General features: G+C 72.3%; 11 protein-coding genes. 2 read left to right on the top strand and 9 right to left on the bottom strand.

Features of this window, described 5'->3' with window-relative positions; translation table 11 throughout:
* Positions 1-113: 113 nt before the first annotated feature.
* Complete coding sequence (locus tag ACWD38_RS01450) at positions 114-1,700, top strand: beta-N-acetylhexosaminidase (RefSeq protein ID WP_450123080.1); 1,587 nt, start codon at positions 114-116, stop codon at positions 1,698-1,700.
* 143 nt (positions 1,701-1,843) lie between these two features.
* Here ACWD38_RS01450 and ACWD38_RS01455 read toward each other — a convergent pair whose 3' ends face one another.
* Positions 1,844-2,251, bottom strand: coding sequence for a DUF779 domain-containing protein (locus ACWD38_RS01455; RefSeq protein ID WP_184479394.1), 408 nt, complete (start codon positions 2,249-2,251; stop codon positions 1,844-1,846).
* Positions 2,251-3,774, bottom strand: a complete 1,524-nt coding sequence (gene exaC, locus ACWD38_RS01460; protein WP_184479395.1) for an acetaldehyde dehydrogenase ExaC — start codon at positions 3,772-3,774, stop codon at positions 2,251-2,253. Before exaC ends, ACWD38_RS01455 begins: the two co-directional genes overlap by 1 nt.
* Positions 3,775-4,224: 450 nt before the next feature.
* Between exaC and ACWD38_RS01465 the strand changes: the two genes are divergently transcribed.
* Entirely contained in the window at positions 4,225-5,730 is a 1,506-nt protein-coding gene (locus tag ACWD38_RS01465) for a GAF domain-containing protein (protein WP_450123081.1), read from the top strand.
* 389 nt (positions 5,731-6,119) lie between these two features.
* On the opposite strand, the gene ACWD38_RS01470 is transcribed toward ACWD38_RS01465, so the two are convergent.
* The 7 genes from ACWD38_RS01470 to ACWD38_RS01500 all read right to left on the bottom strand — a co-directional run bounded on the left by ACWD38_RS01470 (position 6,120) and on the right by ACWD38_RS01500 (position 14,076).
* Positions 6,120-6,353 (bottom strand): phosphopantetheine-binding protein, encoded by a 234-nt coding sequence (locus tag ACWD38_RS01470; protein WP_184479397.1) that lies wholly within the window; start codon positions 6,351-6,353, stop codon positions 6,120-6,122.
* A 98-nt stretch (positions 6,354-6,451) separates the two neighbouring features.
* Entirely contained in the window at positions 6,452-7,105 is a 654-nt protein-coding gene (locus tag ACWD38_RS01475; protein ID WP_184479398.1) for an isochorismatase family protein, read from the bottom strand.
* Positions 7,106-7,177: 72 nt separating this feature from the next.
* Entirely contained in the window at positions 7,178-8,806 is a 1,629-nt protein-coding gene (locus tag ACWD38_RS01480; protein ID WP_184479399.1) for a (2,3-dihydroxybenzoyl)adenylate synthase, read from the bottom strand.
* 32 nt (positions 8,807-8,838) lie between these two features.
* On the bottom strand, positions 8,839-10,095 hold the full coding sequence (dhbC, locus tag ACWD38_RS01485; RefSeq protein ID WP_184479400.1) for an isochorismate synthase DhbC: 1,257 nt from the start codon (positions 10,093-10,095) through the stop codon (positions 8,839-8,841).
* A gap of 33 nt (positions 10,096-10,128) precedes the next feature.
* The gene (locus tag ACWD38_RS01490) at positions 10,129-10,911 is read right to left on the bottom strand and encodes a 2,3-dihydro-2,3-dihydroxybenzoate dehydrogenase (RefSeq protein ID WP_450123082.1); all 783 of its coding nucleotides are present in this window, start codon (positions 10,909-10,911) and stop codon (positions 10,129-10,131) included.
* A gap of 356 nt (positions 10,912-11,267) precedes the next feature.
* Entirely contained in the window at positions 11,268-12,632 is a 1,365-nt protein-coding gene (locus ACWD38_RS01495; RefSeq protein ID WP_450123083.1) for a carboxyl transferase domain-containing protein, read from the bottom strand.
* The gene (locus ACWD38_RS01500) at positions 12,625-14,076 is read right to left on the bottom strand and encodes an acyl-CoA synthetase (protein WP_184479403.1); all 1,452 of its coding nucleotides are present in this window, start codon (positions 14,074-14,076) and stop codon (positions 12,625-12,627) included. The genes ACWD38_RS01495 and ACWD38_RS01500 overlap by 8 nt, the downstream gene beginning before the upstream one ends.
* Between the last annotated feature and the right edge of the window lie 14 nt (positions 14,077-14,090).

Below are 14,090 nucleotides of genomic sequence, written 5' to 3' on the forward strand. Positions count from 1 at the left end.
CGGCGAGACGGGGAGGGGCCCCGGACGGCGTCCGATACGTCCGTTCGGGCGCTGCCTGAGCGGGACGCGTGGTCTATACCTTTATGATCACGTCCCCTACCGGGAGCGAGCCCATGCCCCTCACCTCCGCACGGCCTGCCCGCGCGCGCCGGGTCCGCGCCGCGACGGCCGCACTGCTGACCGGTGTGCTCACCGCCGGAGCGCTGAGCACGATCACGCCCGCGGCGACCGCCGCACCGGAATCGCCGCTGCACCAGGTCATCCCCGCGCCGGAAACCGTCCGGGAAGCACCGGACGTCGAGTTCGCGCTGACCGCCGAGAGCGCGATCACCGCTGATCCCGGCGCGAACGACGTGGCCGACTACCTGGCCGGGGTTCTGCGCCCCTCGACCGGGTTCCCGCTGCCCGTCGCCGAAGGCGGCGACGTCGCGCTGCGCCTCGACGACGCCGAGCTCGGCCCCGCCGGCTACCGGCTCGAGGTCACCGGCGAGGCCGTGACCCTGCACGCCGGTGCGGCCGAAGGGCTGTTCAACGGCGTGCAGACGCTGCGCCAGCTGCTGCCCGCCGCGATCGAGAGCCCGCAGGTCCAGCCGGGGCCGTGGACGGTGCCCGGCGGCGAGATCACCGACCGGCCCCGCTACGAGCACCGCGCAGCCGGTCTCGACGTGGCCCGGCACTTCTTCGACGTCGAGCAGGTCAAGCGCTACATCGACCAGATCGCGCGCTACAAGATGAACTTCCTGCGCCTGCACCTGAGCGACGACCAGGGCTGGCGGATCCAGATCAACGACTGGCCGCGCCTGACCGAGCACGGCGGCAGCACCTCGGTCGGCGGCGGGCCCGGCGGGTTCTACACCCAGCAGGACTACTCCGAGATCGTCGCCTACGCCGAGTCCCGGCACGTCACGATCATCCCGGAGATCGACACCCCCGGGCACACCAACGCGGCGCTGTCGTCCTACGCGGAGCTCAACTGCGACGGCGTCGCGCCGCCGCTGTACACCGGCATCGAGGTCGGCTTCAGCTCGCTGTGCGTGGACAAGGACATCACCTACGAGTTCCTCGACGACGTGATCGGCCAGATCGCGGAGCTCACCCCCGGCCCGTACCTGCACATCGGCGGTGACGAGGCGGACGCGACGACCGACGAGCAGTACCGGGCGTTCATGGACCGGGCGCTGCCGATCGTCGAGAAGCACGGCAAGACCGCCCTGGGCTGGCACGAGTACGCCAAGGCCGAGCCGCAGGCCGGTTCGGTCGTGCAGTACTGGGGCGTGGAGAGCGCGGAGGCCGCCGAGATGGCCGCTGCCGCCGCCCGCGGCAACAAGATCCTGATGTCGCCCGCGGACCGGTCCTACCTGGACATGAAGTACGACGAGTCCACCGAGCTCGGCTTGAGCTGGGCGGCCTTCATCGAGGTCGCCGACGCCTACGGCTGGGACCCGGCGAGCCACCTGCCCGGTGTTCCCGCGGAGTCCGTGCTCGGCGTCGAGGCTCCGATGTGGACGGAGACGCTGGAGAACTCCGCGCACCTGGAGACGATGGCGTTCCCGCGGCTCCCGGCCATCGCCGAGCTCGGCTGGTCGCCCGCGGCCACGCACGACTGGGAATCGTTCCGCACCCGGCTCGCCGAGCAGGGACCGCGCTGGACGGCGGCGGGCATCGGTTTCACCCGCTCCCCGCAGATCCCCTGGCCGTGAGCACCTGCGTGAACGGACCGTTCGCCCAATGCCGTGGGACGAACGGTCCGTTGACTCTTCGAACGCGCCGACCCGCGGGGTTGCGTGAACGGACCGTTCGCCCGATCCGGTTGGACGAACGGTCCGTTCACCCCGGCGCCGCGTCAGCTCTCGCCGAGCGCCGCCCACTCCTCGTCGGTGAGCAGCCGGGAGCGGATCAGGAAGCGCAGGCCTTCGGGCGCCTCCAACGAGAAACCGCTCCCCCGCCCCGGCACCACGTCGATGGTGAGGTGGGTGTGCTTCCAGTACTCGAACTGCGCGCCGGACATCCACATCGGCACCGGATCCGGCGCGCCCGTCTCGTCGTCCACGGCCAGATCGCCGAGGTGCACGTCCGAGACGCCGGTGCGGAATTCGCCCTGCGGGTAGCACATCGGGGCGCTCCCGTCGCAGCACCCGCCGGACTGGTGGAACATCACCGGGCCGTGTTGCGCGCGGAGGCGGCGGATCAGCTCCGCCGCCTCCGGCGTCACGGCCACCCGTGCGGGAGTGCCCGTGTCCGTGTCGCCCATCAGAACAGCCCCGGGCCGCTCTCGGCGTAGCTCACCAGCAGGTTCTTCGTCTGCTGGTAGTGGTCGAGCATCATCTTGTGGGTCTCGCGGCCGATGCCGGACTGCTTGTAGCCGCCGAAGGCCGCGTGCGCCGGGTAGGCGTGGTAGTTGTTCACCCACACCCGGCCGGACTGGATGTCGCGGCCCGCCCGGTAGGCGGTGTTGCCGTCGCGGGACCAGACCCCGGCGCCGAGGCCGTAGAGGGTGTCGTTGGCGGTCTTGAGCGCTTCGTCGTAGTCCGAGAACGACGCCACCGACAGCACCGGGCCGAAGATCTCCTCCTGGAAGATCCGCTGCTTGTTGTGCCCTTCGAAGATCGTGGGCTGCACGTAGTACCCGCCTGCGAGCTCGCCGCCGTGCTCGATGCGCTCCCCGCCGGTGAGCACCTTGGCGCCCTCCTGCTTGCCGATGTCGATGTAGGAGAGGATCTTCTCCAGCTGGTCGTTGCTGGCCTGGGCGCCGATCTGGGTCTCGGTGTCCAGCGGGTGGCCCTGCTTGATCGTCTCCGTGCGCGCCACCGCGTCGGCCAGGAAGTCCCGGTAGATGCCCTGCTGGACCAGTGCCCGCGACGGGCAGGTGCACACCTCGCCCTGGTTGAGGGCGAACATCGTGAACCCTTCGAGCGCCTTGTCGTAGAAGGCGTCGCGCTGCGCGGCGACGTCGTCGAAGAAGATGTTCGGGCTCTTGCCGCCGAGCTCCACGGTGACCGGGATGATGTTCTCGCTGGCGTACTGCAGGATCAGCCGGCCCGTCGTGGTCTCACCGGTGAAGGCGACCTTGCGGATACGGGAGTTCGAGGCCAGCGGCTTGCCCGCTTCCACGCCGAACCCGTTGACGACGTTGAGCACGCCCGGCGGCAGCAGGTCGCCGATCAGCTCCAGCAGCACGTGGATCGACGCGGGGGTCTGCTCGGCGGGCTTGAGCACGATCGCGTTGCCGCCCGCCAGCGCGGGCGCCAGCTTCCAGGTCGCCATCAGCAGCGGGAAGTTCCACGGGATGATCTGGGCGACGACGCCGAGCGGCTCGTGGAAGTGGTAGGCGACGGTGTCGGCGTCGATCTGCGACAGCGAGCCCTCCTGCGCCCGCAGTGCGCCCGCGAAGTAGCGGAAGTGGTCGATGGCCAGCGGGATGTCGGCGGCCAGCGTCTCCCGGACGGGCTTGCCGTTCTCCCAGCTCTCGGCGACCGCGAGCTTCTCCAGGTTCTGCTCCATGCGGTCGGCGATGGCCAGCAGCACCCCGGCGCGCTCGGCGGGCGCGGTGCGTCCCCAGGCGACCGCGGCGCCTTCGGCGGCGTCCACCGCCCGTTCGACGTCCTCGGCGGTCCCGCGGGCCATCTCGGTGAAGACCTTGCCGTTGATCGGCGTCGGGTTCTCGAAGTAGCCGCCCTTGGCGGGCGCGACGTACTCGCCGCCGATGAAGTGGTCGTAACGCGAGCGGAACTCGACCACCGAACCAGCGGTTCCCGGTGCTGCGTAGAGGGTCATCTGGTGCCTCCCGTACGACGTTGTGCGGTGTCGTCGGGAAGCTACGGACGGCGACGTTGCAGTGACGTTGCCGACGCCTCGCGGCGCAGCGGCGGCGGACGGCAACGGAGTGACCATGGTTGCCTGTTGCCTGCGTCACGGTCCAGGATGGTCCGATCGGGCGCGCTCGGCTGCACCGGCCGAGCGGCTTTCCGAGCGCGAGCGCCTCAGCACCGTTCGGTACCGTAGCGGATCCGGATCTTGAAGCGGACCGTTGCCGCTTCGCGGCGATGCCGGGGTTCGGCGCTCGGCTGGAGAGGAGAAGACGCTGGCTCACCGTGGCGTCCGGGCATCCGCGCACCTGGTCAGGACGGTTCGACCAGGTGCCGCGGCAGGTCTCCGGCGGACTCCGCGTCCGCACCGCACCGGCGGCGGGTGGCGCCGCCCAGTCCTCGCAGCGAGTACGGAGTCATGAAGCGCACCGACGACACCCCGGCCGACCCGGTGGAACGGGCCCGCCTGCTGCGGCGGGTGCACAGCGCCGTGCTCTCCGGCCAGCGCGCTCCGCAGGCGCCGCGCCCGGTGGTGTTCGAGTCGTGGCGCCGATCGCTGGCCGCCAGCGTCGACCCGGAGCGGTGGGAGCCGCCGGTGGTGTTCGGCTCCGACCGGCTCGCCGAAGTCCGCGCGGCGCACCCGTTGGCGGCCTGCGTACCGCTGCTGCGGCGCACCCTGCTCGACGCGGCCGACGGCACCACGCACATCATGATCGTCACCGACGCCGACGGGAACATCCTGTGGCGCGAAGGCCATCCGAACGTGTGCCGGGCGGCCGACCGGGTCCACCTGGCCGAAGGCACCACCTGGTCGGAGTCCTCGATCGGCACCAACGCCATGGGCACCACGCTGGCCACCGGCCGCGCGGTGCAGATCCACTCCGCCGAGCACTTGGTCCGCCGCTACCACTCGTGGACCTGCGCCGCGTCGCCGGTGCACGACCCGGAGACGGGGCGGATCCTCGGCGCGATCGACCTCAGCGGTCCGCTGCACACCATGCACCCCGCGCTGCCCGCGCTGGTCTCGGCCGCGGCGACGCTCGTCGAGAGCACCCTGCGGGACTGGATGGCGCGGCGCGACGACCGCCTGCGGGAGCGGCACCGCGACGTGCTGCGTTCGCTGCGCGGTGAGCCGGGGGCGTTGCTGAGCTCGTCGGGCCGGGTGATCGCCGCCGAGCCGGGCGACCTGGGGCTCCCGGAGCGGGTCGAGCTGGACCGGCCGGACGGCACGCTGCTGCTCGGTGGCCGGGAGGCCCTGATCGAGCCGCTGGACGACGGCTACCTGCTGCGCGCGCCGCGGCAGGCCACCGCGGTCACCGCACCGGAGCCCCCGGCGCGGCGGGCTCCGACGTTGCGGCTGCGCTTCCTCACCTCGCGCCCGGTCGCCGAGCTCCGCGGCCGAGAGGTGTCGCTGAGCCCGCGCCGCGCCGAGCTGCTGGCCGTGCTGGCGTTGCGCCCGGACGGCGTGAACGCCGAGCAGCTGGCCCTCGCGTTGCACGGCGAGCAGGGCAATCCGGTGACGGTGCGCGCGGAGATCCACCGGCTGCGCACCCAGCTGGGCCACGACGTGGTGCACACGAAGCCGTACCGGCTCGCCGCGGACGTCGACGCCGACTTCCTGGACCTGCGCGCCGCGTTGCGGGCGGGACGGCTCGATGCGGCGCTGGAACTGCACCGCGGCGCGCTGCTGCCCTCCTCGGAGGCACCGGCGGTGCGCGACGAGCGGGAAGACCTCATCACCGGACTGCGCGGCGCGGTGCTGGCGGCACGCGACCCGGAGCTGCTGTGGCGGCTGGCCGACGGCCCGGCTGGCAGCGACGACATCGAGGTCCACGAGGTGCTGCTGACCCTGCTGGCCACCCACGACTGGCGCCGCCCCACGATCACGGCCCGCCTGAAACGGCTCCTGCACGACCCGAGCTGAGGCACCGGCCCACGTCCTCGACCACCGGTGGCGAAGCCGCCGAGCAGCGCCCGGCACGCGGTTTCTCGGCTGTCCTCGCGAGGACGGCATTTCTCGTCGTTCCCGCTCGGAAAATGAGCCCGCAGCCAGGAAACCGCTGACCACCTACCTTTGATCTTGCCGTTCCACGGTGGGCGGCGTTGGTGGTCGTTGTCCTGTCAGCGGCGAAGCCGCCGAGCGGTGACCAGCCCGAGCAAGCCGACCACCCGCGGGTTCTCAGCGGTTTCCTCGCGAGGACAGCTTTTTCCCTCGTGGCGGAGCCACTTGGAAAAAGATCCCGCAGCGAGGAAACCGTTGAGAACCCGCCACCCGACCCGCAGCTCAGGCCAAGACCGGCAAGGAGCCGAGGATCAAGCCTTCGGTTCGAGGACGGTCCACCATTCCGCCAAGGTGGGCCGTTCGGCGAGGTCGGCGAACGTGACCTCCACGCCCCGGGTGCGCCAGCGCTCCACCAGACTCATGATCCGCACCGAGTCGAGCCCCCAGTCCAGCAGGTTCTCCTCGTCGGTGAGTTCCTCCGGGTCCTCGTAGAGCAGTTCGGCCACGTCGGCCCGCACGCCCTCCAAGGTCAGCTTCGCGCTCATCTTCTCCTCCTGCACCCGATCTTCCCCGGCTTCGGCGAAGCCCGGTCCTGCCCGATCCACCGGCGGTCGTCAGCGGCGGGGCCGCCTCTCCGAGCCGATCACGCGACCGCGGACGGCTGCGACGCCAGGTCGGCGGCGAGCCGCTGCGTCGAATCGACCACGGCGCACCGCTTCGCCGCGTACTGCACCGCCATCCGGTGGTCGTCGGCGGAGAAGTCCGCGACGGCGTCGGCGGCCAGGAACGCCTGCACCTCCTGCTGGAACGCCTCCGCGGCGGTCATCAGGCATCCGATGTGCGCGTAGATCCCGGTGATGATCAGCTGGTCCCGGCCCCAGCCGCGCAGCATCTCGCGCAGCTCGGTGCGCTGGAACGCGCTGTAGCGCCACTTCGTCAGGTGCACGTCACCCGGTTCGGGCGCGAGCTCGTCGATGATCGCCTCCTGCGAAGCGTCGGACACGCCCGGCCCCCACCACTCCAGCTGCAGCCCGCGCTGCTGCGGCGTCTGGCCGCTGGGCTGCGCGCAGTAGACCACCGGCACGCCCGACGCGCGGGCCTGCCGCGCCAGCGCGCGGATGTTCGGCACGACCTCCGTCAGCGGTTCCGCGTCGGGCTCGAACACGCCCACGAAGTGGCGTTCCATGTCGTGCACCAGCAGCACGGCGCGGCTCGCGTCCGGCCGCCAGTCCACCCGGTTCGCGGGCAGCTCGTCCTGCCGCGGGACCCGGTACGGCGCGATCGTCGGCAACCCCACCTGCACGTCCTCCTGTCCTGCTCACTCGCCCGGCCGCCGTCCGGCCGGGCTTCACCGGGATCGACCGGCCGGTCAACGACGTTCGAGTTCCGGCACCAGTTCGCGCTGCACCGCCTCGCGCAGGTCGCGCTTGCTGACCTTGCCCACGCCGGTCTGCGGGAACCGGTCGACGAACTCGACCCGGTCGGGCACCTTGTAGCCGGCCAGCCCCCGCTCCCGGACGAACTTGATCAGCTCCCGGGGCTTCGGCGGCGTCCCGCGCGCCACCACGAAGGCGCAGGTGCGCTCGCCGAGGTAGTCGTCGGGCATGGACACCACCGCGGCGTCGTGCACGGCCGGGTGCGCGAGCAGGTGGTTCTCCACCTCTTCGGCGGCGACCTTCTCGCCGCCCCGGTTGATCTGGTCCTTCGCGCGCCCCTCCACCACGATGTTGCCCTCCGCGGTGAACCGGACGACGTCGCCGGTGCGGTAGAAGCCCTCCGGGGTGAACGCCTTCGCGTTGTGCTCCTCGGCCCGGTAGTAGCCGCGGATCGTGTAGGGACCGCGGGTCAGCAGGTGCCCGGTGCCGCCGGGGGCCACCGGTTCGTCCGCGTCGTCGACGACGAGCACTTCGTCGTCGGGCGAGATCGGGCGTCCCTGGGTGCTGACGATGACGTCCTCGGGATCGTCGAGCCTGGTGTAGTTGACGAGCCCTTCGGCCATCCCGAACACCTGCTGCAACGTGGCGCCCAGCACCGGGCGCACCCGCCGCGCCACCTCCTCGCTGCACTTGGCGCCGCCGACCTGCAGCACTTCCAGGCTGGAGAGGTCGTGCTCGGTGTTCGCCGCCGCGTCGAGCCACACCAGCGCCAGCGGCGGCACCGCGGCCAGCAGCGTGACGCGTTCCCGCTCGATCAGCGGGAAGACCTCGTCCGGGCTGGGCCTGCGGGCCAGCACGATCCGGCCGCCCGCCTGCAGCACGCCGAACGCGCCCGGCGAGCTCATCGGGAAGTTGTGCGCGGCGGGCAGCGCCACCAGGTAGACGGTCTCCGCGGTGACGCCGCAGATCTCGTTGCTGGCGCGGAACGAGTAGGCGTAGTCGTCGTGGGTGCGCGGGATGAGCTTCGGCACGCCCGTGCTGCCACCGGACAGCTGCAGGAACGCGATGTCACCCGGGCCCGGACCGTCCACATCGGACGAATCCGCGCCGATCCCGGACAGCGGGCGGAAACCGGACTCCCCCGGATCGCCCGCGATCAGCACGTGCCGCAGCCCCGGCACCTTCGCCGCGACCTCGGCGGCCAGTGCGCGGTGGTCGAACCCGGCCTCCACGTCGCAGGTGATGTAGGCCGCCGCCGCGCTGAACTCGCAGAAGTACGCGACCTCGGTGAGCCGGTGCGACGGCAGCGCGAACACCGGCACCGCCCCGATGCGGAACAGCGCGAAGCACACCTCGAAGAACTCGGCGATGTTCGGCAGCTGCACCACGACCCGGTCCTGCGCGCCGATGCCGAGCTCGCGCAGCCCGGCGGCCAGCCGGTCGGCGCGGGCGTCGAGCTCGGCGTAGGTGACCGAGCGCGCGGCGTCCACGATCGCGGTCCGCTCGCCGTGCTCGGCGGCGCGGGCGCGCAGCATCGCGCCGAAGGTCTCACCGCGCCAGTAACCGGCTTCGCGGTAGCGGGCGGCGGCCTCTTCCGGCCAGGTAGGACATCCGGGCAGCATCGTCGTTCCTGTTCGTTCGGGGCGGGCGGGCGTCACAGCGCGTCGGACCAGCCCATGGCCGACAGCGCGGTGCGGAACTTCGCGGAGGTCTCGGCCAGCTCGTCGGCCGGTTCGGAGCCCTCGACGATTCCGGCGCCCGCGTACAACCGCAGTGAGGTGTCCTCGATCTCGGCGCAGCGGATCGTGACCACCCATTCGCCGTCCCCGGAGGCGTCGCACCAGCCGACCATGCCGGTGTAGAAGCCCCGCTCGAACGGTTCGGCCTCGGCGATGGCGACCCGCGCGTCCTGCGGCGGCGTGCCGCACACCGCGGGCGTCGGGTGCATCGCCACGGCGAGCTGCAGCGACGAGGTATCGGGGTCCGCCAGCTCACCGGTGATGTCGGTGGACAGGTGCCACATCGCGGCGGTGTGCACCACCGAGGGGCGCTCCGGCACCACGAGGTCGCGGCACAGCGGGCGCAGCGCCGCCACGACGGCTTCGACGACGGCGGCGTGCTCGCGGAGGTCCTTGCCGGAGTGCAGCAGTTCGTCGGCGCGGCGGCGGTCCTCGACGGGGTCGTCGCTGCGCGGCCGGGACCCGGCCAGCGGGTTCGCCCGCACCCGCACGCCGTCCCGGGACACCAGCAGTTCCGGGCTCGCCCCGAGCAGCGTGCGACCGAGCGCGGGCCGCGGGCCGAAGGCGTCGCGCGAACCGTCCTCGCCGCGGCTCGGCAGGTCCACGGCGTACGTGTAGCCACCGGGGTCGGCGCCCGCGAGGTTGCGCAGCATCACGCCGGGGTCGATCGGCTCCGACGTCGTCAGCTCCAGGGAGCGCGCCAGCACGACCTTGCTCATCTCGCCGTCGCGCAGGCGCTTGAGCACCCGCTCCACCGCCCGCTCGTACTCGGCAGGCGCCGGGACCTGCTTGAGCCGGTAGTCCAGCCGGGGCGGGTCGGGCGGGGTCTCCGGGGCGGTCAGCGGCTCGGCTCGGCGCGTCTCGCTCGGCAGCACCAGGTGCGCGGGCAGGTTCTCGCCGAAGGGCACCGCACCGACGACCATCGGGTTCACCCGGCCGAACTCCTCGGCGTGGCGCAGGAACTCGGCGACCCGCTCCGGCAACCGCCGCCGTCCCCCCGAGCACGTCTTCGGCACCACGGCGTCGACGCCGCGCGCCAGCATCGAGCCGCGCGGCGAGGCGAAGAAGAACGACGAACCGGCTCGGTACCCGGCGAGCAGTTCGGCCGGGCTCAGCCGCTCGCCGAGATCGTCGGATCCTCCGCGCAGAGTGGTATCGCTGTCGGTGGTCATGTGTGCCTTCCGTGCGGGCGGGTGTCGGGCGGCTCAGGCGCGCAGGGTCGCGCCGCCGTCGACGTACAGGTCGTGCATCGTGATGTGCCCGGCCTGGTCGGAGAGCAGGAACACGACCGCCTCCGCGACGTCCTCGGCCGTGGCGAGCTTGCGCAGCGGGATGCCGGTCTTGTAGGTCTCCAACGAGCCGGCGATCACCGGTTCGGCGCCGCGTTCATCCCACAGCCGGTGCTGCATCGGCGTGTCGGTCGAACCGGGCGAGACCACGTTGCAGCGGATGCCGTGTTCGGCGAGCTCCAGGCCCAGCGATTTGGTGAACAGCGTCGAGGCCGCTTTCGAGGCGCCGTAGGCGGCCATCCCGTGCCGCGGCACTCCCGCCGCGTTGGAGCCGACCGTGACGATCGAGCCCCGCCGGCGCGGGATCATCCGCTTCGACACCGAGCGGCACAGGTGGAACACGCCGGTCGTGTTGACCGCGAACGTGCGGTGCCAGTCGTCCTCGGCGAGGTCCTGCACGGTGCCGGGGCGCAGGATGCCCGCCACGTTGACCAGCAGGTCCACCGGGCCCAGCTCCGACTCGACCCGTTCGACCACGGACTCGACCGCGGCGGCGTCGGCGACGTCGGCGGGGCACGCCAGGACGTGGCGCCCTTCGCCCGCGCCGGTCGCGACGACCTCGGCGAGCGCGTCGGCGTCCACGTCCACGGCGGCGACGGTCGCACCCAGCTCACCCAGCGCGTGCACCACCGCGGAGCCGATACCGTGGGCGGCACCGGTCACCACCGCGGTCCGGCCGCTGATCCCCCTGCGGTCCATCTTGCCCTTCCCCTCGGCGACGCGAGCCGTACCTGAGATTGACTCGCGCCTGTATGGTTAGGCTAACCTGACCATCGAGTGATCCGGTAGGGGATGACCATCACATCTCGCGCCGGGCGACCCGCCAGGACCTGACGAGCCGGACCTCTCCGCGATCACACGATCCAGCGATGGCGCACAGGTGTTCGAACGGGCAGAGTCGAACGCATGGACCTCCGCTCAGCACATCCGTTCTCGCCCCCGCATCGCTCGACCGCGCGGCACACCAAAACGCCGCCCAGCCCGCACGACGTCGCCGCACGGCCCTGGCCGAGCACGGCGCTCCTGAGTTCGGTGCACATCGGGCTCGGCGCGCCTCAGCCCGGCGGGACCACGCCTTGCACGAAGCCGAGTTCGAGCAGGTCCCGCGGACGGAGCCTGAGCCGGTGGGCGAGCTCCGGGACCTGCTCCGGCGGCTGCTTGAGGATCGCCGCGCTCGACTCCGGCGCGATGACGGCGAAGTACGCGTCCGCCGTGATCCAGGTCGACTCCGGTGCCGCCAGGGCCAACGCGCCGCCGGAACCGCCCTCGCCGATGACCAGCGTCGTGATCGGCACGCGGGCTTCGGCCACGGCGGTGAACAGCTGCCCGATGGCGGCTCCGGCACCCGCGCGCTCGGCCTCGGCGTCGTTGGCCGCACCCGGTGTGTCGACCAAGGTGAGCACCGGCAGGCCCAGCTGATCGGCCAGCCGGACCAGCCGGGCCGCGGTGCGGAATCCGGCCGGGGTGTTCGCCGTTCCCGCCTGCGCGGCGTAGGCGACGGGGCGGCCGTCGTGCTCGCCGATCCCGCACAGCATTCCCGAGTCCGTGCCGCCGGCACGGTCCCCGCTGAGCTCGAACCGGGAGGTGAAGTAGCGATCCAGGTAGTCCGCCGCGTGCGGGCGGTCGGCGGCCCGCGCTCGCCGGACGGCGTCCCACCCGCTGTCCGCACCCGGTCGCACCTGATCCGGTTCGCGCAACGGTGCCGGGACCTCGGCCGGCTCGGGCGGACGCACCAGGCGTTGCGGGTGCAGCAGGCCGACCAGCTGGGCCAGCACGGCGGGGAGCTCCGCGTCCGGGACCAGGCGATCCACCTGGCCGTCGGCGAGCTTGCCCTCCGCGGTGAACGGCTCACCGGTCTCGCTGGCGCTGCGCACCCGGCTGCCACCGAAGGCCACCGCGGCCTCCGGTGCGGCGAGCACGACATCCGCGCCCGCCGCCAGCGACGCCCACATCCCGCCGGTCGTCGGGTTGCGCAGGACGGTGATGTGCGGAATCCGGGCCTGCCTGGTCAGCAGGCAAGCCCGCGCGATCGCCTGCAACTGGACCAGCGCGCGGATCCCCTCCTGCATCCGGCTGCCACCGGAGGCGACCAGGGACACCACCGGCAGCCTGCGTTCGCGCGCCTGCTCGAACGCGGCCACGACCCGCGCGCCCGCCTCCTCGCCCACCGAACCGCCGAGGAACCCGAACTCGAAAGCGATGAACACCGCCCGGTCCGCACCGATCCTGCCGTGCCCGCACAGCACCGACTCCTCGGCGCCGGTGCGCTCGGCGGCGCGGCGGCGCTGATCGTCGTAGCCGGGCCACGCCAACGGCCCGTCCGCGGCCGAGGTGCGCTCGGCACCGCGCGGGGACTCGAACTCCTCGAAGTCCTCGCACACGGTGCCGATCAGCTCGCGCACGCCGGCCACCTCACCCATGCAGCGCCTTCTTCATGACCTTGCCCATCTCGTTGCGCGGCAAGGAATCCACGAACCGCACCTCACGCGGACGCTTGTGCGGGGTGAGCAGCCGAGCCACGTGCTCGACGAGTTCGCGCGCCGTCGCCTCCGAGTCGGCGGGGTCCGCCGCGGGCACCACCCACGCGAGGATGCGTTCGCCCAGATCCGGATCGGCCTGCCCGGTCACGGCGACCTCCGCGACCGAAGGGTGCTCCAGCAGGGCGTTCTCGATCTCGCCCGCGCCGATCTTGTACCCGCCGCTCTTGATGATGTCGGTGGCCTTGCGCCCCACGATGCGCAGATATCCGTCGGGAGCGCGGGTGGCGACGTCGCCGGTGCGGAACCACCCGTCCACGAACGCCTCGGCGGTGGCGTCGGGGCGGTTGAGGTAGCCGGTGAACAGATTCCGCCCGCGCACCAGGATCTCCCCGACCGTCTCGTCGTCGCTGATCTCGATGTCCCGGCCCGCGTCGTCGACGAGCTTGATCTCCACCCCGTCGAACGGCAGCCCCACGTAGCCGGGTCTGCGGTCACCCGAAGCACGCACGCCCGAATTCATGATCGTTTCGCTCATGCCGTAGCGCTCCACCACCCGCTGCCCGGTCAGCCGGGAGATCCGCTCGTGCTCCACGGCGGGCAACGCCGCCGACCCCGAGACCAGCAGCCGCGCGCGGCCCACCGCCTTCGCGAGCTCCGGATCGGATTCCGCGTCGTCGGCGAGCCGGTGGTACATGGTCGGCACCCCGAACAGCATCGTCGCCGACCCGGCCAGCTCCTCGGCCGCGGCCTGCGAGGAGAACTTGCCCAAGTGGCGCACGGTGCCGCCGAGCCGAACCGGCCCGAGCGTGCCGAGGATCAGCCCGTGCACGTGGAACAGCGGCAGCGCGTGCACCAGCACGTCCTGCTCGGTCCACTCCCAGGCGTCGGCCAGCGCGTCCAGGTTCGCCCGGATCGCGCGCCGCGGCAGCACCACGCCCTTCGGCGGCCCGGTCGTGCCCGAGGTGTAGACGATCAGCGCGGGCGCGTCCTCGCTCGGTTCGGGGGGCAGCTCACTGCCGGTGCGCGCGAGATCCACCTCTCGGACCGGAACCCGCCCCAGCGCCTCCGGCGGCTGGAACCCCGGCGCCGCCAGCAGCAGCTCCGGTTCGCTGTCGCCGATGATGTGGGCGAGTTCCCGCTCCCCCACCTTCGGGTTCACCGGCACCACGGCCGCACCGGCGGCGAGCGCGCCGAGCACCGCCACGCAGGTCTCCAGCTCCGAGGTCGCCCACACGGCGACGCGCCGGGCGGAACCGACCTGTTCGGCGATGCCCGCCGCGGCGGCGGCCAGCTCCGGATAGGTCAGCGCGCGGGCACCGAACCGGAGGGCTTCCTTGCCCTCGGGCCTGCGCAGCGTCGGGAACAACTCCATCGCGCGATCCATGCGTACCTCCGAGC

The organism is Saccharopolyspora sp. NPDC002578, assembly GCF_053592695.1.

Excerpts from the sequence above, each read along its gene's own strand:
- ACWD38_RS01490 (WP_450123082.1), bottom strand. The coding sequence starts at position 10,911 with ATGGACCGCAGGGGGATCAGCGGCCGGACCGCGGTGGTGACCGGTGCC.
- ACWD38_RS01450 (WP_450123080.1), top strand. The coding sequence starts at position 114 with ATGCCCCTCACCTCCGCACGGCCTGCCCGCGCGCGCCGGGTCCGCGCC.
- ACWD38_RS01465 (WP_450123081.1), top strand. The coding sequence starts at position 4,225 with ATGAAGCGCACCGACGACACCCCGGCCGACCCGGTGGAACGGGCCCGC.
- dhbC (WP_184479400.1), bottom strand. The coding sequence starts at position 10,095 with ATGACCACCGACAGCGATACCACTCTGCGCGGAGGATCCGACGATCTC.
- exaC (WP_184479395.1), bottom strand. The coding sequence starts at position 3,774 with ATGACCCTCTACGCAGCACCGGGAACCGCTGGTTCGGTGGTCGAGTTC.
- ACWD38_RS01500 (WP_184479403.1), bottom strand. The coding sequence starts at position 14,076 with ATGGATCGCGCGATGGAGTTGTTCCCGACGCTGCGCAGGCCCGAGGGC.
- ACWD38_RS01495 (WP_450123083.1), bottom strand. The coding sequence starts at position 12,632 with ATGGGTGAGGTGGCCGGCGTGCGCGAGCTGATCGGCACCGTGTGCGAG.
- ACWD38_RS01480 (WP_184479399.1), bottom strand. The coding sequence starts at position 8,806 with ATGCTGCCCGGATGTCCTACCTGGCCGGAAGAGGCCGCCGCCCGCTAC.
- ACWD38_RS01455 (WP_184479394.1), bottom strand. The coding sequence starts at position 2,251 with ATGGGCGACACGGACACGGGCACTCCCGCACGGGTGGCCGTGACGCCG.
- ACWD38_RS01470 (WP_184479397.1), bottom strand. The coding sequence starts at position 6,353 with ATGAGCGCGAAGCTGACCTTGGAGGGCGTGCGGGCCGACGTGGCCGAA.